Here is a 19,817-nt window from a genome sequence, read left to right as displayed (position 1 = left end):
AGGGTTCTCTGATGGTCGATATGCCAGTGCTGGTTACCGCAATCGCAACCGTGATCGCTGCCGCGTCGGGCGCTTATGTCAGCGGTCGTATCGGGCACCGTTACGCCGAGGCCGAGGCTCGGCGCGCCAGGCGACATGCGCTGGCGGACGCGGCGATCATTGCCGCGCAATCACTACGCGGTGCGTTACACACCAGCGATCCGAGATGGACCGGCCGCGAGTGGCATAACGTCCTCAACGCCATGTACGACTCACTCAACGCCGCGACACCCGTCCTTCCTCCCCGGATGCTGCACCTCAGGCGAAGCATTCAGGAGGCCTGCGGCGAAGCCCTCGGTGGAGTTGCCGTCCCGGTCCTTGTGCGTATCCGGGAAGAGATGGAGCCCGCCGAGTTTGACCCGATCTGGTCCGAGAACGCCAGAGACTACCTCGACGTAGCGATCAAGGCACTCCGGCGTTGGCGCGAAGCGCGAGATCGGAACGCCTACGGGACCTGGGCGCCTACTTTCGACGAGTGGCTTCGAGCCGAGGGGCGATTACCCACAGGCAGGACCAAGTCAGGTGGATTCACATCACTCGGACAGAATGTGATGAGCCGGTCGCGCCTGCTAACTGAGCCATGCGGCGCTCGCCCGACGCTGATGCAGCTCTCAGCTTGCGACTCCCAGACAGCCACTCATGCGTAGCGACGCACCGCTTGTCGAATTGACTCCGCATGGACGTAGATCTCATCGAGATCCCCAATCGGGTGCCTCGTCTCGGTCTTGTCTTCGTCGAGCAACCCGAGGTATTTCTGCTTACCGTTGAAGTGGAGGCGCGCGATCGGCTTGCGGTTGTTGTCGTCCAACAGCACGGCGAAGTAACTCTTGGCATCCCGCTGCGTCACCCGCTGTGGCTTGACCTCACCGCATGCGATCGCCTTCACAATCTGGTACCCCTCCAGTTCCTCCAGCGTGGTCTCAATTTCGGTGTCACGATCGAGGTCCGCTTCGGCCACCTCCGCACTCGACGGCGACGGAGCAGTTATCACCTGGCTGCCCCCGCCTACTCCAAGTGCGGCCTTGAGCCGGTCGTTCACACGCTCAGTGAGGAATTGTTGCGCAGCCTTACCCACGAGCCCCGTGAACTGCTGGCGCACACGCTGGGTAAACGCACCGTCGTACACGCGAGAAGTGAAGAACTTGATCCACTCGTCTGTGGGCTCTCGGAACTGCGCAGCGATCTCACGCTTCAGCGCCCCGATGTACTTCAGCTCCTCGGCGGCGCTAATGATCGAGTCGAGGTCGAAGCTGTCCTTGCTGAGCTTCTGAATCTCCGCGATCAACGTCTCGTCGATGTCAAGCAGGTCCAACACAAGAAAGGGCTTAGCATCCATCCGGTTGGGGGCGTCGAGGTCGGTATAAAAGTGCCACACGACGCCGTTCGTGAGCACAGCGATCCGTGCGTTAGTGACCGAGAAGTATCGGAACAGTTGCGAAGCGTGTTCAATCTTCAAGGAGCCCATCGACGGCTTGCATTCGATGAGAATCTGAACCTCGCCTTCTCGCATGATGGCGTAGTCGATCTTTTCGCCCTTTTTTGTTCCGACGTCAGCGGTGAACTCGGGCACCACCTCCAGCGGATCGAAGACGTCGTAACCCAGAATCGTTGAGATGAACGGCATCACGAACGCGTTTTTCGTCGCTTCCTCGGTGCCGATTGCTGTGGCCTGATTTCGAATTTTGACGGCGAGTAATTCCAGGCGCTCCGCGAACTCCATCAGTCGCTCCGATCTCCATTGACTGAGTGATGGCGACCCTCCCCTCAGAGAGTCTGATTTTGACCATAGCGGAGGCGGTCCTATCGGAGCCAACCCGGGTAGATGACTTCGCACCGTAGAGAGCTGAGTGGCCGGGTGGATAGCCTGTCTTCCTAAGGCGCAACCTGAGGGAGGTGTCGTGAACGCACGGTCACCGCACCACGCGAGCGGGCTCATCGACGTCGTCGGCGCCGTCATCGCGCGAGACTCAACTGTGCTGGCCGCACGGCGCGGGCACGGTAGGGCACTCGAGGGAATGTGGGAGTTCCCCGGCGGCAAGGTCGAAACCAATGAAACCCACCGCTCGGCGCTCGAACGTGAGATTCTCGAAGAGCTCGGCTGCGGCATCACGATCGGTGATCACATCGTCACGACGACTCATGCTTACCCGTTCGGGGCTGTTCGCCTTTCAACCTACTACGCGGTCGTCGAGCAGGGCCGCCCAAGGCCGTCAGAACACGCCGCACTGCAGTGGGTGGAGATTAGCAGGCTTATGGAGCTCAACTGGGCGCCAGCAGACGTTCCTGCTGTGCGCAAGGTGATTTCACAGTCCCAAGCGTCGCGCTGACTATGCGGCGAACTGGGCGTATTTCTCAGCGAGTCGGTCACGCGAAGGCCAGTCCGCCTTCTTCTGCGGGAGCGTCAGCGCTCTACCATGCATGTCTTGCAGGCCGTGCCGGAGCATCGGGCCGTCTATTTCTTCGAGCAATGCTCGATCGATTCGGACCTCATACTCCGGTGTGATGCCGAGGAGATTTCGATCGTACGAAGCGTGGTGAAGCTTGCACAGGGCGAGACCGTTCGTGACTTCCGCGACGCCGTGGCTACTCGCGTCGGGGACGATGTGTGCCGCGTCGAGTAGCTCAGCATGCCTCAACTCGCAGATCGCGCAGGCGGTTGCATACGCGCGCAGCACTCGCGCACGAAACATGGGCTGGTGTAGGCGCGCCTTCACCAGACGCTGCGCATATCGACGCTCCATCTCGTTCAAGTGCATTGGGTCATCGAAGAACCTCAGTGACTCGTCAAGCGCGACATGAACCTCGCGCCGAACCGGATCATCGTGCACGACGTAAGCCGGGTAGAAGGCAACGAAGAACCCGGCGCGGACGCCGAGGAAGTAGACCAGCGGGTCTGCGTTCTCGTACGCGTTGCGGAGCTTTCGATTGTCGCCGCCGTCGCGCGATTGATACGAGTAGCGCACGAGCCCCTCGGCGCTGATCCCGTCGGAGTACTCGGTCCTTTTCGAGCTCGTCATGATGGTCAGGGTTGAGTCGAAGTCCGCTGGATTTCGGATACCACGGCCCGTATCAAGCAGTGGGATGCGCTCTCCCTGGTACGTGTAGCCAATCAGCTCCGCGCGGCTGAATTCGTACGCGCCGGCTGCACGTCGCTCATCGAGCCATCGGAAAACATCTTCTCGGATCGCCTGCTGCTCAACTGCCGGACGGGTCATGCGGCTCAATCTACCTACACCACCGCCGTGTCCGAGCAGTTCGCCTCTGCGTGAGCACTCGCCTGCTACGTTCTCCCCATGCCGTCCCCCGCAACGCTGCAGGCCCTCCGCGACTTCGCCATCGAGCGCGATTGGGATCAGTTCCACTCCCCCGAGAATCTTGCGAAGTCGATCTCGATCGAAGCGGCTGAGCTGCTCGAGCTATTCCAGTGGGGCCAGACGCCCGATCAGGCGCGCGTAGAAGAAGAGCTCGCTGACGTGCTCACCTACTGCTTCCAGATGGCGGCGCGGCTCGGGGTCGACATCGATGAGATCGTGATGAGCAAGCTGGAGAAGACGCGCGCGAAGTACCCGGTCGAACTGTCGAAGGGCCGCATCACCAAGTACACGGATCTGCATCCGTGACCGAGTTCAGCATCGAGCGTCTGCTCTTCGATCGGCAGCACGTCGACGCGTGGGGACGCAGCGATACGCAGCACACCGACTGGCCTGTGGTGTACGTGCTCGACAGCTCCGGGCGAAGCAAGAAGCTGTACGTCGGCGAAACGGTGAATGCGGCATCTCGGATGCGGCAGCACCTCGCCAGCTCCAAGAAGGACGAAGGCCTCGATTCGATCCGCGTCGTCATAGGCGAGCGCTTCAACAAGTCCGTTTGCCTCGACCTCGAATCGCATCTGATCCGCTGGTTCCATGGTGACGGTCAGTACAGCATCCTGAACGGCAACGACGGACTCAGCGATGCGCGCTACTACGACCGCGAGATCTACCGCGAGTCGTTCCGCGACGTCTTCGAGGCCCTGCGCGCCGAAGGGCTGTTCAGCCGCAGCATTCCGCAAATCGAGAACAGCGACCTGTTCAAGCTCTCGCCGTTCAAGGCGCTCACCGACGACCAGGCCATTGCGATCGAAGACATCGTCGAAGGCCTGCTGGCCGATCTGCAGCATCAGGGTGTCCGGTCAACACTCGTCGTGCAAGGCGACCCCGGCACCGGCAAGACGATCATCGCGATCTTCCTCATGAAGCTGCTCGCCGATATCCGCGACTACCAGGACCACGATGACATCCAACCCGACTCGATGTTCGCGGAGTTCTTCACTCCCGAGAATCGAGAGCTGCTGCGCGATCTGAAGATGGCGCTCGTGATTCCGCAGCAGTCGCTGCGCCAGTCGGTACGGCAGGTGTTCAAGAAGACGCCGAAGCTCGATTCGGCGATGGTTCTCACGCCGTTTCAGATCGGAGAGTCGGATGCCATGTTCGACCTGATCCTGGTCGATGAAACCCACCGGCTGAATCAGCGTGCGAATCAGGCGTCGGGTATGCAGAACAAGAAGTTCCGCGAGATCAACAAGCAGCTGTTCGGCTGGGACGATCCGACGCGCACCCAGCTCGACTGGATCAAGGAGCGCAGCCGCCACCAGTTGCTGCTCGTCGATGGGGCGCAGAGCGTTCGTCCGCACGACCTCGCACCGGCGACTCTTGAGCAGGAGCTTCGCAATGCCAAGGACTCGCACCGCCACTTCCGGCTGACCACTCAGATGCGGGTGCGCGCCGGTGCGGACTACGTCGAATACATCCGTGCGCTTCTTCGTGGCGAGCATCCCGAGCGCCCCGATCTTGGCGACTACGACCTGCGCTTCTTCGACGATCTCGGTGAGATGCGTCGCGAGATACGAGCTCGCGACCGCGAAGTCGGGCTGTCACGCCTCGTCGCCGGGTACGCATGGGACTGGGTGTCGCGCCGCGATCCGTCGGCGTTCGACATCGAGATCGACGGCGAGCGGATGCGCTGGAACAGCACCGATAGGGACTGGATCAACGCACCCGGGTCGCTGGACGAAGTCGGCTCGATCCATACCGTGCAGGGGTACGACCTGAACTACGCCGGCGTGATCATCGGGCCCGACCTGCGTCTCTCTCCGTCTGGGGTGATCGTCGCTGATCGCGAGGCGTACCGCGACAAGAAGGGCAAGGAGAACACCGGGCATCTGAAGGATGCGTTCGGCGATGACGACCTGCTCGTGTTCATCCGGAACATCTACGGCGTGCTGCTCACGCGGGGAATGCTCGGGACGTACGTGTATGTGTGCGACGAGGATCTGTGCCGCTTGCTCCGAGGAGCGCGCCCCGTTCTCTGATCCACACGTACACGCTGCGCCCCGGCCTATCCGCGAGGTCGGGGCGCAGGCATGTTTCCAGCGACCCAGCGCTCGAGAGTCCCGGGCCTGTCTCGTCAGCCCCTGACCCGGCAGCGTTGACAAACCCCAAGCCATCGTCGTAGTGTCGTCATGTACAGGGTTGTTCATAGACAAGGGAGTCGACAGCGATGAAGATCGCAGTCGTCGGCAGCTACGGCGCCGGCCTCACAATGCGCGTACCGAAGGCCCCCGGCCCCGGCGAAACACTTACTGGCGGGGAGTACGCCGAAGGCCCCGGTGGCAAGGGCTCGAACCAAGCGATCGGCGCCGCCCGGCTCGGCGCCGACGTTTCTCTGCTCACAGCGGTCGGCGACGACGCGTTCGGGGCAGCTGCCCGCAGACTGTGGATGCAGGAACGGGTCGACGCATCACACGTGATCATCGGGGAGCGGCCAACCATGGTCGGCTTCATTCTCGTCGAGCCCGATGGCGAGAATCGCATCAGCATCGCGCCGGGTGCGTCGGACGAGCTCGGGGCCCAGGACGTACAAGCGTTCGCCGAGAACATCGCAGCGGCAGACGTGCTGGTGGTGTCGATGGAGATCCCGGAAGAGGCGGTCGTTGAAGCGCTCCGGTTGGGCCGCACCCACGGAACCCGCACCCTCCTCAACCCCGCACCGGCCAGGGCGCTGCCTGATGAGGTCTGGTCGCAGATCGACGTCATCACACCCAACCAGAGTGAGGCACCTATCTTGCTCGGCCTCAGCCCGGATCACGCCCTGAGTGATGCTGAGCTCGCCACACTGCTGCGCCATCGCACCGGCGGCGCAGTGATCCTCACCCGCGGCGGTCAAGGCGCGCTGCTGTGCAGCGCGGACGGCATCGAAGAGATCGAGCCCCTTCCCGTCGAGCACGTCGTGGACACCACCGGAGCCGGCGATTCGTTCACAGCGGCGCTTGCCGTTGCGCTCTCGGAAGGATCTGACCTGTCTTCGGCGGCCCGCTTCGCGGCGCACGCCGGGGCGCACGCCGTCTCCATCGCCGGCGTGATTCCGGCCCTTCCTACCCGCGCCCAGCTCCCGAGCATCACGATTGGAACCCGTTCATGAGTGCCACCGTCGTCGCAACGAGGTCCGCCCAGTTCAATCCGCGCAAGCTTCTTCACGCCCGCGAAGCTGGGGTCTTCGCCGCACTCGTGCTGCTCTTCATCCTCGGCGCTGTACTGCAGCCGAACTTCGCTCAGAGTGGAAACCTGCTGTCAGTCGGTCAGCAGATCTCGCAGATCGGCATCATGGCCATCGGCGCCACCTTCGTGATCATCAACGGCGAGATCGATCTCTCGGTGGGGTCCATCTATGCGTTGTCCGCGATCACGACGGGAATGGCTATCACCGCCGGGATCGCCTGGCCCCTCGCCATCTTCATCGGGCTCGCCGTGGCGGTGGTCGCTGGCCTGCTCAACGGACTCGCCGTCGTTCTTCTCGGAGTTCCGAGTTTCATCGTCACGCTCGGAAGCCTCAGTGTCTTCCGCGGTCTCACCCTGCTGATCTCAGATGGCGCCCCCATCTCGCTCTCCAGCAATCAGCCCGGCGTAGCGGAGTTCACGCTCATCGGGCAGGGACGGCTTTTCGGCGTCGTGCCGATGCAGCTGATCATCTTCGCGGTCATCGCCGCCATCGGCATCATCCTGCTGTCGCGTTCGCGCCTCGGCTTCAACACCTATGCGGTCGGCGGCAATCAGGAGGCGGCACGACTGGTCGGCATCAACGTGAAGAGCGTCAAACTCACGGCGTTCGTTCTGTCGGGACTGACCGCAGGGATCTCCGGTGTCCTCGGACTGTCATTCCTGTCCTATGTGCAGGGTGTCACCGGCACCGGGCTGGAGCTGACCGTGATCTCCGCCGTGATCATCGGCGGTGCGGCACTGTTCGGCGGCTCAGGCACGATGTGGGGCACCGTCATCGGCGTGACCTTCATCGGTCTGCTGCAGAACATCCTCAACATCAACGGGATCTCTTCGTTCTGGCAGACCGTCGTCACCGGTCTTGTCATCGTCGCCGCCGTCGCCGCCGACACCTGGCAGAGACGTCGCAAGACCAAGGCCTGAATCTTCGCGTGGACCACGCGGACCTTGGCGCCCCTCAGCGCCACTCGACACATGCACTCACGGACACACACGAAGGAGTATCGATGTCCATCTCACTCATCGCGAAGCGACTCATCGCCACTGGCGCGCTCGTTGCTTCCGCCGCGCTCGCTCTCAGCGGCTGCGGCGCCATCACCACCGGCGACTCCGAACCGGCCAAGGGCGGCGGGTTCCAGCTCGCCGACTACATCCAGAAGCGCGTCGACGAGGGCGAGCCGCTGCGCATCAAGCTCAGCTACCACGACCCCTCGCTGGCGTTTGCGACACCCATCTCGGCAGGTATGGAGCGTGCCGGCGAGGAGTTCGGTGCCGACGTGCAGCTCATCGGCCCGACCGGAGGCGACGCGGCTCGGCAGGTTTCTGAGCTGCAGACGCTCATCCAACAGCAATCCGTCGACGCACTGGCCGTGTCGAGCTCGTCCAGTGACGCGCTCAAGCCCGTCATCGCCCAGGCCTATGACGCGGGTATTCCTATCATCTCCTTCAACACCGACAACCCGGATTCGAAGCAGATGGGCTTCGTCGGGCAGGATCTCGCGGGTTCAGGGGAGGCCGAGGCGACAGAACTGCGCTCCGTGCTCGGGGAAGGCGCGACGGGCAAGGTGGTCGTCTTCTCCCTTGACACCGGCGCGGGATGGTCGAACGACCGGTTCGGTGGTTTCGAGAAGGGCCTCGAAGGCTCCGGTCTCGAGATCGTCGGCCCCGTGAACGTCGGCAACGAGCCGAACGCCGCATACAACACCGTCGAGTCGACGATGTCCGGCCAGTCCGACGTAGTCGCCATCGCCGGGCTCGACTGCTGCAGCACGACGGCCGCCGCAACGTGGGTTCAGCAGACCGGCAACACCGGAAAGATCGCGATGGTCGGATTCGACCTACTCCCGCAGACCGCCGATTTCGTTCGCAACGGCGTGGTTTCCTTCACCATCAGTCAGAACCCCGAGGAGCAGGGCTACCAGGCTGTGAAGGTGCTCCACGACTTCCTCGCTGAGGGCACTGAGATCGCCGGCGTCGACACCGGCGCGCAGTTCATCACCTCGGACAACCTCGACGAAGCAACGGTGGAAGGCTGATGAGCACGCTTCCTCCGCTCGCCGTCCGCATCGAGCACCTCAGCCGCAACTTCGGTCCGGTCAGTGCTCTACAGGACGTGAGCTTCGACATCACCGCGGGCGAGGTGACTGCGCTGCTCGGAGAGAACGGTGCGGGCAAATCCACGCTCCTGAAGATTCTCGCCGGCCTGCAGCCGCCGAGTGGAGGAAGCGTCACTGTCTTCGGAGAGGCCGTCACCTCCTTCGAACCCACCGCCATGCTCTCCCAGCACGGGATCGCAATCGTGCCGCAGGAACTCTCACTTCTGCCCGACCGCTCTGTCGCCGAGAACATCCTCGCGGGCATTGAGCCCGGCAACAGGATGTTCCCGTCACGGCGTCACATGCTGTCACGCGCGGTGGATCTGCTGGCCGAGCTCGACTTGCACATCGACCCGAACATGGCGGTGCGCGAGCTCGATCTCGCCACCCAGCAGCTTGTTGTCGTCGCACGGTCCATCGCGCGGGACTGCCGTGTTCTCATCCTCGACGAACCCACCGCCATGCTCACACCCGCGGAATCAGATCGGCTGTTCACGCTGATGAACACCCTCAGGGAGGGCGGGACGACGATGGTCTACGTCTCGCACCGGATGCCGGAAGTATTCCACCTCGCAGACCGCATCGAAGTTCTGCGCGATGGGCGTCACGTAGCGTCCTGGCGCCGCGACGATGTCACGCCTGACCAGGCAGTCGCGGCGATGGTCGGTCGTGAGCTCGGGCAGTTCGCTTCTCGCGCCGAGCAGCGGGGAACGGCGAGTGCAGAGCCGCTCTCCACAAGCCCTGCGCTCGTGGTCCGCGGCCTCTCTGGAAAGCGCCATTCGGGAGTGGACCTCGAAGTCCACCCAGGCGAGATCGTCGGGGTGGCAGGACTTCCCGACAGCGGCCGCGTCGAGATGCTGCACAACATCTTCGGCGGCGACAAGAGCGGCGGCGGTGCCGTCGAACTGCTCGGCGAATCGTACGAGCAGCGAAATCCGATCGCCAGCGTTGACCGCCGACTGGGCTTCGTGCCCGGCGAGCGACGCGCGCAAGGGCTGCTGACCACCATGAGCGTCGCGGAGAACATCGGCGTGCTCGGAGTCAAAGCACTCACGAGAATTGGCCTGGTACGTCGGCGGGCGTTCGAGAAGAACGCCCGCTCGCTCGCGGATGCTCTTCGCGTGAAGACCGCGACCATGAGTCAGCCCATCACGAACCTCTCCGGCGGCAACCAGCAGAAGGCGATGCTCGCTCGGTGGATCGCCATCGATCCGGGTGTGCTGATTCTCGACGAGCCGACCCGCGGAGTCGACGTGGGCGCGAAAGCCGAGATCTACGAGCAGCTGTTCGCGCTAGCTGACCGCGGTGTCGCGATCCTCTGCTCCTCCTCCGATCTCCCCGAATTGCTCACCGTCACCGACCGCATCGTCGTGATGGCCGAAGGGCGCGTCGTCGACGTCGTGCAGTCCGTCGACGCCACGGAGGAGTCCATCATGACCGCTGCGACGGGCGCCGGCTCCGCAGCCTGACCAGATCCGCCACCCGAAGGAGAAAAGACTATGAAGCGCCACGGCATCCTGAACGCTCAGCTCAGCGGAGCGCTTGCCACCCTCGGTCACACTGACCTGATACTCGTCGTGGACGCGGGGTTCCCGATCCCGCGAGACGCTCAGCGCGTGGACCTCGCGGTCGCCGAGAACCTTCCCGATCTGCGCACCGTCATCGGGCTCATCGCAGACGAGGTCGTTATTGAAGGAGTGGTGCGCGCGGAAGACGTCACGAGCAACAACCCGCGCTTGGACGAGTGGCTGATCCAGCGGTTCCCGGACGCCGAGTTCAGCACTCGCACTCACGCCGACGTGCTCGGAGCCCTCGCGAAGCAGGCGAAAGTCATCGTCCGCACCGGCGCTTTTGAGCCTTGGGGCAACATCGGCTTGTTCTGCGGCGTCGACGTCCCCAAGTGGTTCGGCGGGGACGGCGTCGTTGCTCCCGACTACTACGCCGACAAGCTCTGAGCGCGACGCTCACCGACCACCTCATAGAAAGAGAACCCCAGTGACCGATATCACCATTGATCCGACCACACTGAAGCCGGCCGAGCTGGCCCCCTTCATCCAGCACACGCTGATCGAGCTCGGCACCACCCGTGATGAGATGCTCGCCCACATCCGTGAAACCGTCGAATACGGATTCAACGCCGCCATGGTGCCCGCATCGTGGGTGCCGCTGGTCGCCGGCGAGCTGAAGGGCACCGGCATCGGAATCGCATCCGCGCTGGACTTCCCCACCGTGGGCGTGATGACCAGTGCAGGCAAGGCAGCGGAGGCCGCGGAGATCGCGCGCCTGGGCGCCACGCAACTCGACATCGGCGTGCAGGTCGGATGGCTGAAGAGCGGCATGTACGACGAGTTCCGGGAAGACATCGCCGGAGTGGTCCGCGCGAGCGGCCTCCCTGTGAAGGTCATGCTCGAGCTGCCACGGCTGACCGACGCAGAGAAGGAAGCGGCCGTGGACCTCGCGCAGGAGGCGGGCGCGGCGTATCTGAAGAACGCGTCCAGCGGCGCCATCGAAACCGCCAACCCGGATAGCATCCGATACCTCGTCGACCGCGCCCACGCTGGCGTTCAGGTCAAAGCATCGGGTTCGATCAAGACCTACCCTCAGGCGGTCTCGCTGCTGAAAGCCGGAGCGGTGCTCTTGGGAACCAGCGCCGGTATCGAGATCATCAACGACACAGGAGACGATTCCACGGTCAGCTACTGACCGGTCGACACGAGTTGGTGTGTGGCGTCAGGTCGCACATCAACCCGTGTCGGTGAGGGACGATAGGAGGGGGGACAAGACATATGAGTGACCAGCACGCGATCGACCGCGACGCGCCCATAGCTATACACGCTCAGATCTCCGAGCACATCCGCAACCGCATCGCGACCGGAGACTGGCCCGCCCATTACCGTCTCAAGAGCGAGCCGGACCTCGCCGCCGAACTGGGCGTCAGCCGCGGCACGCTCAGGCGTGCACTCACCACGCTGATCGAGGAAGGCCTTCTGCGTCAGGTCCGCGGACGCGGGACATTCGTCACCTCCATGACCTTCGAACCGTCTATCGCGCAGCGACTCAGCACGCTGTCGGAGGACTTCGCGAATCAGGGTGTGGTCTTTGACACCGAAGTCCGAGCCAAAGAGGCGATCGGCCCGCCGCGTCCGGTCGCCGCGCTTCTAGATGTGCCAGTCGGGGGCGAGGTGCTCCGACTGTCACGGTTGCGGTCAACTGCCGGCGAGCCGGTCACGATGCTCACGAACTACGTTCGGTTGGATCTCACGCCCGGCATCATCGACACGGATTTTGCGGAGGAGAGCTTATTCGGCACCCTCGAAGGCCGATACGGACTCAAGATCGGGACTGCTCGACGGACGTTCAGCGCGGAAGCAGCAGATGACGAGATCGCCGCTGCACTCCGGATCTCTCCCGGTCAACCTGTTCAGTACATGCAGCAGGTCACGTATCTCGTCGATGGTCGACCGATCGAATACTCAGATGTGTGGATTCATAGCGGCCGTCTGAAGGTCACGTCTCTCCTCTCACGCCGGTGACGCCAGGGCCCTGAGGTCGTCGACATCATCGGCATTCACGGTGAGCTCCGGTGCGCAGCAATACGAAGTCGCCCAAGCCCAGCCGACGGGGTGCGCGTGCTAACGAACGGCGTCTGCCCGGTCTTCAGCTGAGAACGCAGCTACTCGGCGCGCACTCGCGGCTCTGACCACGGTCCCGACCCCCGCACCCACCGCCGCGACCACCACCGGCAGCACCTCCACCCCGAGCGCCATCGGGAACACCTGCGCCGCTGCCTGCGCCATCTCCCCCACGTCACCGTCGAGCACCCGCATCCCGAGCGCGTAGCTCAGAGCCGTGAACACCGCGGGCAGCACCCACAGCGTCAGCAGCCCCATTACCCACACGACCAGCCGCGACAGCGGACGCACACCGCACCAGATCAACGCAGCCGCGACGATCACCGCGGGCACCCACCGCAGCACCATGCCGACCTCCTGCGGGTAACCGGTGATGGGGTTGAACGACGCGATCACAAAGCCGATCCAGCTGCGCACCGGCACCGCGGCGAGCGCGACGGCGAGCGCGGGCAGCGGCACGGCAGGGCGCGATGCCATCCAGCATCCGACCTGCGCCAGCAGCGTCCCGATCAGCACGCCCCCGAGCATCCCTCCGAAATAGAGCATCTCGCGCGGACCGGCCGAGCCGTCGGCGATGCCCAGACCGTTCGCCAGCACCGCGAAGCTCTGCACGGTCACGATCAGGTGCACGAGCAGCACGCCGAGCGCCGCCGGCCAGGCGCGCGCCCTCAGCGTCCGCACCACAAGACCGGCGACCACACCGCCGAGCAGCAGCATCACGAAGATGCTCAGCGCGTAATACTGACTCAGCGGCAGCAGCGAGAACGGCATGTCCTCCGGCATCGTCTGCTCGTGCCACAGGTTCTGCAGCGGCAGCCGGCCGCCTCCCACCCACGACGGGAAGAGCAGAACGACGGATGCCACGACGCCGACGACCAGAGAGATCCAGGCTGGTCTCGGCGCCGCAGCGGTATCGACTTCGGTGTCGGAATGCATGAGGGCAGTCAATCATCCACGCGCACGACGACCGACACGGATCTACGCGTGTCTACTGACGCCGGCCGCGCCACCCGAGGGACGAAGCCCGCGGCTCAGCGGTACATCTGCCGCGCCACGTAGTCCTTCTTCTTCTTGCCTCCCACCAGGATCTCGTCGGGCAGGAAGGCCTCTCCGTTCGCACCGGCCTTGAGCGCATCGCGACGCTTCGCTTCGTCGTTCAACGAGGCGTCGGCCGCAAACGCATCGAATACGGCCTGACGCGTGGCGCTCGAGGTGGTCGCGTCGGCGAGCGTCGCGGCATCCCAGCCATACGTGTTCGTCAGCAGATTCTTGCTGGCCGGCGTGCCCAGCCAGGTGACATCGCCCTTGTACGCGGACGCCTCGGCCGTGATCATCTCGGCGAACGTCGGCGCCCGCGACGCGAGCGTCGTGAACTGCACGGTGTGCTGCACCTCGTGCCGCAGCGTGAGCACTCCCACGCCTCGCACGAAGTCCTCGGCATCGGCGAGCAGCACGCCGTTCGCCACCGCATCGGCGATCATCTTCTGCAGAGCCGAAAGATTCACGTAGATGTTCTTCGCGTCGTCGGTCCACGCGCCGAACTCCACGGCCGCATAGGCCTTGCCGTTCGGATGCGTCGCCAGGTCACGCAGAGTCACGCCACGCAGCGCGATCCCGGCGTTCAGAGCGTCTGTCCGCAGGGTCTTCAGCAGCAGGGTCTTCGACGAGCGGATCGACGTGCTCGATCCGCGAGTCGTGAAGTCGGCCAGTATCATCGGCACACCCAATTGGCGGGCGGCAGCGCCCAGCCGGTCGGGCGAGACCGACGAGGCGTCATCGGCGAATCCGAGCTCGCGGGGGAAGCCCGTCGGCCCCGGCATGAAATCGGTTCCGCCCGAGCCGCCGGATGCCGTGTCGAACGTCCCTGTCTCAGCGGAGGGGTCGGCGGAGGACCCGCCGACCGCGTCGAGCAGCGAACCACCTGCGCCCGGCGAGACACCAGAGCCACCCGCCGTCACCCCGCGCTCGTCCATGTCGCGGCCGTGGTTGATCCGGGCGCCGTCGCCCGAGATGCCCGCCTCGCGTCCCTTGGCGGCCTCACCCGACTTGATCGCCGTGAACATGTTCGCGGCGGCCTTGCCCATCTCGGTGGCCTGAGTGGTGGCGGTCTGGAAGTTCGTGCTCGCGATGCGCCCCGCCTCGGTGGCGGCGTTGAGGGTGCCGGCGGATGCATCCTTCGCGACGTCCTGCGTGCCGACGAGGCCGGCCATGTCGCGGAACATACTTCCGTTCGCCAGTGCGCTCAGCGCCGCCGAGAGCCCGGCCGGCTCGGGCAGCACCGTCGGTGCCGAGATGCCCAGCACCGGTGCGCCCAGCTGCCCGGGCTTCAGGTCGTCGGTCGTTCCGCGCGACCCGGTCGCGACCGGGGAGATCTCGGGCGGCTGCAGCGGAATCGGCGAATCCTGCCAGTTCCAGAACCGGGTGATGTCCAGCTTCTCGGCAGAGTTCGAACGGCCCAGCACCGCCTCGGCGAAGACGCCCGCGGTGGGGATGGGCACGAGCCGGGTCGACTGGGTGCCGAAGTCGATCCTGCGGTCGCGCAGCAGCTCACCCCACGTCGCGAACTGCGCGAGTCCGCTGGCGTCGCCGTCTTCGGCCGGTGCGCGCAGCACCAGGTAGTTGCCCGACACCGCGATCGGATTCGGCTCGACCTGATCGGCGAGCGGCTTCCCCTGCCACGACACATCGGCGAGCAGCAGGGCGAGGGATGCTGCATCCAGACGCCCCAGCACAACGCGGGTGTAGTGGCTGCGGTTCGCCTGCAGATGGGCGAGCAGCTCGGCGCGGCGCCCCACAGCATCCCCGTGCAGGAAGCAGACCTTCTGCATGGCGCTGGTCGCGAGCACGGCGATCGGCACGACGGCGAACGACTGCTGGCCCTCGGACTCGTACCGGATGACCATCGACCCCTCAGCCGCAGCGGCCGAATCGCGGGCCACGTGGATCGCGTCGATGCCTCGCGCGGCGATGCCCTGCGGGAAGTCCACCTGCCCGGTGCCCGCGGCCACCAGGAAGGTGCTCGCCTCGGCCGCCACCCCCGGCTGGTCGAGCCGAACGCGATCGACGACGACATCGTCGAACGCGATCGAGGTGATGCGCGCGTCACCGGGGACGACCTCCGCGATCGGCCCTGGGCGCACGACCGTGAACCGGGTCACCGTGCGCGGCGGCCGGACCGGGTCACCGACCGGCGGCACCTCGGGCGGATCTTCCGGTGGTTCCTCGGGAAGCGGAGTCTCGCCGCCCGGTCTGCGCATCGCCACCCTGGCTCCCACAGACACCGGAGCCACCGCGACGTCGGCCACCGTGATCGGCCTCGGCACCCGCACGGCGCTGTGCACCTCGATGCGTCCGCGGTCGTCGATCAGCAGATCGGCCGCGCGCGGTGTGAGCGCGCCCGAGAGCAGTTCTCCCCGGAAGCGCGCGACGAGATCAGCACCGGATGCCGTGCTGAAGTCGAGCAGCTCGAACGGCAGGAACAGCGCGCGGTCGAACCTGTTCAGCTGCACGGTGACGCGGTAGATCTGCACGACCTCGTAGTACTGCACGGTGAGCGCATGCATGTGGTTGTAGTTCGCGACGATCCGGGTGCTGACCTGCTCGTGCTCCGACTGCGAGACCTCTCGCACGGCGGTCGCCCTGCGGTTGCGCACCGAGGTCGCGAATTGCTCGGTGCGGTCGTTCACCCGCTGGTTCATCTCGGCGAGGACCGAGCGCGACCCCACCGACCACGATGCGCTCGTCGCCTCAGACTGCGTCTCGGATGACTGGCTCGTGTACGAGCCGCCGCCTCCGAAGCCGAGCGCGCCGCCGATCGAGCCGGCCATGCCCGCGATGCCTCCGCCGTAGCTGGCCGCGAAGCCTTTCGATTTGCTCGATGACGTCGACCATCCGGTGGCGATCGAGCCGCCCTCCTGCATCTCTTCGGCCACCGCGTTCTGCACTTCGCTGATCGCCCGCACATGGTTGGTCGCGTTCGTGAGGCGCTCGCCCTCGTCGACCGACTCGCTCGCCGTCGTCGTGGTCTTGCGCGTCCAGTCGATGACCGCGAGCCTGGTCGCCTCTCCTGGAGCGAGCGCGAGCGAGTGCACCATGTGCCCGAGAGTGAGCCCCTGCGCGAACCACGACTGCGCGTACGTCGCGATCGCCCCGATCGCCGGCGCCCCGAAGGCGAGCGCGCCGCCGGCGAGCTTCGCGAGCGAGAGCGGCGCGGAGAGCGGCTGCTGCGCCTGCCCGGCATCCGTTCCGAGCATGAAGAGCGTGTCGTAGTAGACGCGCTCGGTCGGGTACTCCCCGAAGGCCGGCCGAAGGTCTTCGGCGGCTCGCTCTTCGGTGTCGCCGAGGTCGGTGCCGAGCGCGACCCCGACCATTTCGTGCGCGACACGGCGCGGCGGCCACAGCGCGAGTTCGCGGATGCTGCTGACCGACAGCGCGGCGGTGAGGGCCGACGCGACGGCCTGCGACACCCCGTGCATCCGTCCGATAGGCAGGCCAGGCACATCCTCGGGCGGCACGCCGGCTCCCGACGTGCCGAGGATGTCCTGCGGCACGAGCTGCACGTCGGAGTCGGCCGCCGCGAGCGCGGCCGAGGCGCGGGCGAACACCGACGAGGTGCCGAGATCGAAGATCGACTCGATCGTCAGAGATGACAGGGCGGATGCTGCCGCGGAGCTCACGCCTATCAGCTCGGTGACCGGCTGCTCGAGCAGCTCGCGAAGGCTGAGTTCGCGGCTCGACTCGCGGACGAGGTCTGCAAAGTGGACAGACATGGCTGTCTCCGATCCGCGTCCCGCGGGGCGCACGCTGACGATCGAGATGATGTGAGGAGCCCCAGACGAACACTCCTCACACCGCCGGATCGTACTCCCGCTCGGGGGCCCGCAACAGAGCCACTTCAGAGCGGTTGCGTGGTGCGACAACCAGGTCTTCCCGCCCGTCGCGAGACCCGGCGACGGATGCGTCCGCCGGCACCTGCACGGTGTCCGACGCATGCGTCATCATGGCCCCATGGCCGACGGATACGATCCCGACTTCCTCACGGTGAGGGTGCCGCTTCCGGCATCCGCCCTCGAGGCGCACGAGCTGACCTACCCGCACTTCTCGGTGCTGCTCGCTGCCGAGCGCCGGCTCGCCACCGTGACCGCCGTGAACATCGACGGCGCGCTGCTGCGCGACCTGCCGCGATCGGGTGACTGGCGGCTGGATCCGCGCGTACCGGAGAGCGCCCAGACCGGCCCTGAGGTGTACGCCCGCAACGACCTCGACCGTGGGCACCTCGTGCGGCGCCGCGATCCCGGCTGGGGCGAGAACGCGGCGGATGCGATGACGGCCACCTTCTTCTACCCCAACTCCGCCCCGCAGGCGGCCGGGTTCAATCAGTCGAAGGAGCTGTGGCTGGGCCTTGAGGACCACGTGCTCGGCTATGCCGAGACGACCGATCAGCGCATCTCGGTCTTCACGGCGCCGGTGCTCGGTGACGATGACCCGCCGTACCGCGGCATCCGGATCCCGCTGCGGTTCTGGAAGATCGCCGCCTGGGTCGGCCGGAGCGGCCTGGACACGGCCGGTTTCGTGCTCGACCAGCGTGAGCTCGTCGACACCCGCGACGGGCTGCTCGCCGCGCCGCCGCTCGGCGCGTTCCGCACGTTCCAGGTGCCGGTCGCCGACATCGCCGCGATGACCGGCGTCGACCTCGACGTCCTGTCCGACGCAGACGTGCTCTCGACTCCCGCCGCGCGCGATGAGGGGTGGCGGATGCTGCAGACGCCAGCCGACGTCGTGCTCAGCCGGTCGGGCTGAATGCTCAGAGCGTCGAGTCGCCGCGTCCGATCCCCCGGACGATGACGTCGACCACGGCATCCACCCGCTGGGCCTCCATCGGTCCACCGACGAGAGCCGCGTACGACCCAAGGGCGATCAGCTGATCCGCCACGACGGCGGCATCGACGTCGGCTCGCACCTCGCCCGCCTGCACGGCCGCGGCCAACCTCGCCGCAGTCCACTCCCGCAGCGGGGCCGCCAGGCGCGCGTTCAGCTTCTGGCCCAGCTCGGGGTCGGTCGCCGTGACGGCGATGAGGGCGCGCGCCAGTGCGACGGCCTCGTCTCCGTGCGATGAGAGCACCGAGCGCAGGTCGGCACGGAGGTCGTCGGTCACGGGAAGTTCGACGGCGGGCAGCGATCCTTCGAGCAGCGCCTCGCCGAGGATCGCCGCCTTCGACGGCCACCACCGGTAGATCGTCTGCTTGGCGACGCCCGCCTCGAGAGCGAGCCCCTCGATCGTCACCGCGGCGTACCCGGAACCCGACAGAGCAGCACGCATAGACGCCAGCACCGCCTGGCGGGCATGTTCACTTCGGGGTCTGGCCACCCGAGAAGCGTACCGAAGGGATACCATTAGTAGACGCAGCGTTGCGAAACTCGAACAGCACGCACGAGCAAGGAGAGACCATGGCCCTGACCGCACACTCCACCATTGGCGAGTGGCTGAACGATCCGATCGGCGGCGACCTCATCCGGGGCCTGCTCGCGCAATCGGGTGCCGACGCCGCGCAGCTCACCCCCGTGCTCGGCCTGCCGCTGCAGCAGCTCATCGTCATGAGCCAGGGCGCGATGCCGCAGTCCGTCGTCGACGACCTCGTCCGCGCAGTGAACGGCGGCGAGATTCCCGCTGACGACGAGAGCGCCGGCTGGACAGAGAGCATCACCCCCGGCCGCTTCGCAGGCAAGACCGTGATCGTCACGGGCGCAGCATCCGGAATCGGTCGCGCCACGGCATCCCGCATCGCCCGCGAGGGCGGCCGCGTCGTCGCCGCCGACATCTCGGCCGACAAGCTCGACGCCCTCACGACCGACCTCGCCGGCCACGATGTCGTCACCGTCGCCGGAGACCTGACCCAGCAGGCATCCATCGACGCCGTCATCGCCGCCGCCGGTGACTGCATCGACGCCCTCGCCAACGTCGCCGGCATCAACGACGACTTCTCGCCCGCAGGCGAGACCACCGACGCCGTCTGGGATCGCGTCATCGCCATCAACCTCACCGCGCCGTTCAAGCTCATGCGAGCGGTGCTGCCGATCATGGAGGCCGCAGGGCGCGGCGCCATCCTCAACGTCTCGAGCGAGGCGGGCCTGCGCGGCAACGCATCCGGCAACGCCTACACCGCCAGCAAGCACGGCGTCATCGGCGTCACGAAGTCGGCCGCGTTCATCTACGGCCCCAAGGGCATCCGGGTCAACTCCGTCGCCCCGGGCGGCGTCGCCACCGGCATCCCGATGCCGCCGAACATGTCGGAGTACGGCTCGGGTCGCCTCGGGCCCTTCCAGCAGGCGATCCCCACCGTCGCAACGGCAGAGCACCTCGCCGCATCGATCACCTTCCTGCTGAGCGACGACGCCGTCAACATCAACGGCGCCGTCCTCGCCTCCGACGGCGGGTGGTCGGTGCAGTAAGCCCGCCGAGAGGTCGGAAAGGCACCTGCCGGATGCGCGGGAGGTGCCTTTTTGACCTCTCGCCGGCG

The 19,817-nt window shown here is 65.8% G+C and carries 18 protein-coding genes; 13 read left to right on the top strand and 5 right to left on the bottom strand.

The window, feature by feature from the left end; genetic code table 11:
• Window positions 1-11: 11 nt before the first annotated feature.
• Entirely contained in the window at window positions 12-686 is a 675-nt protein-coding gene (locus JOE67_RS09350; RefSeq protein ID WP_204975320.1) for a hypothetical protein, read from the top strand.
• Here the strand turns inward: JOE67_RS09350 and JOE67_RS09345 are convergent.
• Complete coding sequence (locus JOE67_RS09345) at window positions 677-1,759, bottom strand: type I restriction endonuclease (protein ID WP_204975319.1); 1,083 nt, start codon at window positions 1,757-1,759, stop codon at window positions 677-679. The two genes, JOE67_RS09350 and JOE67_RS09345, sit on opposite strands and share 10 nt — an antisense overlap.
• Window positions 1,760-1,937: 178 nt before the next feature.
• On the opposite strand from JOE67_RS09345, the gene JOE67_RS09340 reads away from it, so the two are divergent.
• On the top strand, window positions 1,938-2,366 hold the full coding sequence (locus JOE67_RS09340; RefSeq protein WP_338041553.1) for a (deoxy)nucleoside triphosphate pyrophosphohydrolase: 429 nt from the start codon (window positions 1,938-1,940) through the stop codon (window positions 2,364-2,366).
• Here JOE67_RS09340 and JOE67_RS09335 read toward each other — a convergent pair whose 3' ends face one another.
• On the bottom strand, window positions 2,367-3,254 hold the full coding sequence (locus JOE67_RS09335) for an HNH endonuclease (protein ID WP_204975318.1): 888 nt from the start codon (window positions 3,252-3,254) through the stop codon (window positions 2,367-2,369). It lies immediately after the preceding gene.
• Window positions 3,255-3,332: 78 nt separating this feature from the next.
• Between JOE67_RS09335 and JOE67_RS09330 the strand changes: the two genes are divergently transcribed.
• The 9 genes from JOE67_RS09330 to JOE67_RS09290 all read left to right on the top strand — a co-directional run bounded on the left by JOE67_RS09330 (window position 3,333) and on the right by JOE67_RS09290 (window position 12,201).
• A complete protein-coding gene (locus JOE67_RS09330; RefSeq protein ID WP_204975317.1) occupies window positions 3,333-3,659 on the top strand; it encodes a nucleotide pyrophosphohydrolase in 327 nt (108 codons plus the stop codon).
• A complete protein-coding gene (locus JOE67_RS09325) occupies window positions 3,656-5,389 on the top strand; it encodes a DNA/RNA helicase domain-containing protein (RefSeq protein ID WP_204975316.1) in 1,734 nt (577 codons plus the stop codon). Before JOE67_RS09330 ends, JOE67_RS09325 begins: the two co-directional genes overlap by 4 nt.
• A gap of 188 nt (window positions 5,390-5,577) precedes the next feature.
• Window positions 5,578-6,498, top strand: coding sequence for a ribokinase (locus tag JOE67_RS09320; RefSeq protein ID WP_204975315.1), 921 nt, complete (start codon window positions 5,578-5,580; stop codon window positions 6,496-6,498).
• Window positions 6,495-7,496 carry an ABC transporter permease gene (locus JOE67_RS09315; protein ID WP_204975314.1) on the top strand — a complete coding sequence of 334 codons (1,002 nt, stop codon included), beginning with the start codon at window positions 6,495-6,497 and terminating at the stop codon, window positions 7,494-7,496. The genes JOE67_RS09320 and JOE67_RS09315 overlap by 4 nt, the downstream gene beginning before the upstream one ends.
• Window positions 7,497-7,579: 83 nt before the next feature.
• Window positions 7,580-8,608, top strand: a complete 1,029-nt coding sequence (locus tag JOE67_RS09310; RefSeq protein WP_204975313.1) for a sugar ABC transporter substrate-binding protein — start codon at window positions 7,580-7,582, stop codon at window positions 8,606-8,608.
• Entirely contained in the window at window positions 8,608-10,137 is a 1,530-nt protein-coding gene (locus tag JOE67_RS09305; RefSeq protein ID WP_204975312.1) for a sugar ABC transporter ATP-binding protein, read from the top strand. The genes JOE67_RS09310 and JOE67_RS09305 overlap by 1 nt, the downstream gene beginning before the upstream one ends.
• A gap of 30 nt (window positions 10,138-10,167) precedes the next feature.
• Entirely contained in the window at window positions 10,168-10,623 is a 456-nt protein-coding gene (gene rbsD, locus JOE67_RS09300; protein ID WP_204975311.1) for a D-ribose pyranase, read from the top strand.
• Between the two features lie 40 nt (window positions 10,624-10,663).
• Window positions 10,664-11,371, top strand: a complete 708-nt coding sequence (gene deoC, locus JOE67_RS09295) for a deoxyribose-phosphate aldolase (protein WP_338041552.1) — start codon at window positions 10,664-10,666, stop codon at window positions 11,369-11,371.
• Window positions 11,372-11,454: 83 nt separating this feature from the next.
• Window positions 11,455-12,201 carry a GntR family transcriptional regulator gene (locus tag JOE67_RS09290; protein WP_239528062.1) on the top strand — a complete coding sequence of 249 codons (747 nt, stop codon included), beginning with the start codon at window positions 11,455-11,457 and terminating at the stop codon, window positions 12,199-12,201.
• Between the two features lie 99 nt (window positions 12,202-12,300).
• Here JOE67_RS09290 and JOE67_RS09285 read toward each other — a convergent pair whose 3' ends face one another.
• Both JOE67_RS09285 and JOE67_RS09280 read right to left on the bottom strand, forming a co-directional pair.
• On the bottom strand, window positions 12,301-13,236 hold the full coding sequence (locus tag JOE67_RS09285; protein ID WP_204975310.1) for a hypothetical protein: 936 nt from the start codon (window positions 13,234-13,236) through the stop codon (window positions 12,301-12,303).
• A gap of 95 nt (window positions 13,237-13,331) precedes the next feature.
• Complete coding sequence (locus JOE67_RS09280) at window positions 13,332-17,069, bottom strand: hypothetical protein (RefSeq protein ID WP_204975309.1); 3,738 nt, start codon at window positions 17,067-17,069, stop codon at window positions 13,332-13,334.
• Between the two features lie 238 nt (window positions 17,070-17,307).
• On the opposite strand from JOE67_RS09280, the gene JOE67_RS09275 reads away from it, so the two are divergent.
• Entirely contained in the window at window positions 17,308-18,099 is a 792-nt protein-coding gene (locus JOE67_RS09275) for a DNA/RNA non-specific endonuclease (protein ID WP_204975308.1), read from the top strand.
• Between the two features lie 4 nt (window positions 18,100-18,103).
• Here JOE67_RS09275 and JOE67_RS09270 read toward each other — a convergent pair whose 3' ends face one another.
• Window positions 18,104-18,667: a TetR/AcrR family transcriptional regulator gene (locus JOE67_RS09270; RefSeq protein ID WP_338041551.1), complete on the bottom strand. Its 564-nt coding sequence runs from the start codon at window positions 18,665-18,667 to the stop codon at window positions 18,104-18,106.
• A gap of 80 nt (window positions 18,668-18,747) precedes the next feature.
• Between JOE67_RS09270 and JOE67_RS09265 the strand changes: the two genes are divergently transcribed.
• Window positions 18,748-19,749: an SDR family NAD(P)-dependent oxidoreductase gene (locus JOE67_RS09265; protein ID WP_204975307.1), complete on the top strand. Its 1,002-nt coding sequence runs from the start codon at window positions 18,748-18,750 to the stop codon at window positions 19,747-19,749.
• Window positions 19,750-19,817: the final 68 nt, after the last annotated feature.

The sequence above is a fragment of the Microbacterium esteraromaticum genome (assembly GCF_016907315.1).
GTDB lineage: Bacteria > Actinomycetota > Actinomycetes > Actinomycetales > Microbacteriaceae > Microbacterium > Microbacterium esteraromaticum.
This window is presented reverse-complemented; position numbering and strand designations above follow the sequence as displayed.